A 1556-nucleotide genomic window follows, 5' to 3' on the forward strand; every position below is an offset into this window, starting at 1 on the left:
GGCAAGATCGCGGTTGTCGAGACGTTGATCTGAACCGAGTGAAAGGCACCTGTTGGGTGAGCACTTTACGGGGTCGTGGCAGAGGTCGTGGTCAGGTCCGGATCGGCGCGTCCGATCCGTCGTTGACGCCGGCGGCGGGGATGCTCGCGGTGACCGAGCTGGTCGATCGGCTGGGCGTGGTGAGCGCCCTCGATGAGGCTGTCGGGCCGATCAAGCAGCGTGCCCGGGGGCTGACCGGTGGCGAGTTCTTGGTCGGGCTGGCCAGTGCCCAGTTGGCGGGCGAGGACTACCTGGTCGGGCTGGACCGTCGCCGGGCCGATACCGCCGGTGGACTGCTGGCGCCGGTGGCGACGGCGCCATCGACGACCGCGGCCACGCTGGCCAAGAGGTTCGACCGATCGGCGTGGCACGCGGTCGAAGCGGCGATCGGCACGATCGGCGGTCGGGTTCTGGGCCACCTGGGCCCGCGGCGGCGCGCCGCGTTGCTGGCCGCGCCGACGCTGGACATCGATGCCACCGAGGTCGAGGTCTACGGCGCCCGCAAGCAGGGTGTGGCCTACAACTACAAGGGTCAGCGCGCCGGGCGCCCACACCTGGCGACCTGGGCCGAGGGCGGAGTCGTGCTGGCCGCCGATCTGCTCGCCGGGGACGTCGATCCCCGCGCGGGGGTGGTCGACCTGTTCGCCCGGGCGCTGCGTGGGCTCGATGCGGCAGCACCGGGACACGGGCGGGTGCGGGTCCGCGGCGACATCGGCTACTTCACCAAGGACCTCGCCCAGGCGATCATCGCCGCCGGCTGCGACTTCGCCATCGGCGCAAACCGCAACCCCGCGACCTGGCGGGCAGCCGCAGCCGTCCCCGAGCAGGCATGGGTCGACGCAGACGGAATGACCGGCGCCCAGGTCGCGGTCGCCGCCTACACCCCGGCCGGATGGCCCCAGGGCACCCGATGCCTGATCCGTCGGGTCCGTCACGAGGCCACGGTGATCTCGGCCGACCCCCGCGCCCGGCGTCGCAAGACCATCCCGAGCGAGCAGCTCGCGTTGGCCCTGGACGGTGATGTGGACACCGTGTGGGCCTACTCGTTCATCGTCACCAACCTCGATGTATCTACACCGGCCAAGGCCGCCGCGGTCGAGTCCTGGTACCGCCACCGCACCGATATCGAGGACCGGATCCGCGACGCCAAGCACGGCGCCGCGCTCCGCCACCTCCCCTCCGGCAACCCGGCGGTGAACACCGCCTGGATGTGGGGCGCGCTGCTCGCGGTCAACCTCTCGGCCTGGCTCCACGAGCTCGGCGGACTCGACGACGGCCGCGGTCGCGGACGCGCTCACCTGACCCGGCTCCGCCGCGAGCTGATCTGCCTGCCCGGTCGCGTCATCAACCACGCCCGACGCACCGTTGTGCGACTGCCACCGGGCGAGAACCAGCTCGCCGAGGTGTTGAGCAGGCTCCGCGAACTCCAGCCCGCCGCCTGACCACCACTACCCGAGGAACCTGGGAAACCACGACCGGAGACGGTCCGGCCACGGACATGCCCGCAACCGCCAAAG

1 protein-coding gene is annotated in these 1556 nt (G+C 71.6%); it reads left to right on the forward strand.

All coding sequences use genetic code 11. From position 1 onward, the window contains the following. The first annotated feature begins 56 nt into the window (after positions 1-56). Positions 57-1481 carry an IS1380 family transposase gene (locus ACYVIH_RS22700; protein WP_292726211.1) on the forward strand — a complete coding sequence of 475 codons (1425 nt, stop codon included), beginning with the start codon at positions 57-59 and terminating at the stop codon, positions 1479-1481. The last annotated feature ends 75 nt before the right edge of the window (positions 1482-1556 follow it).

It is taken from the genome of Nocardioides pakistanensis, from assembly GCF_054781215.1.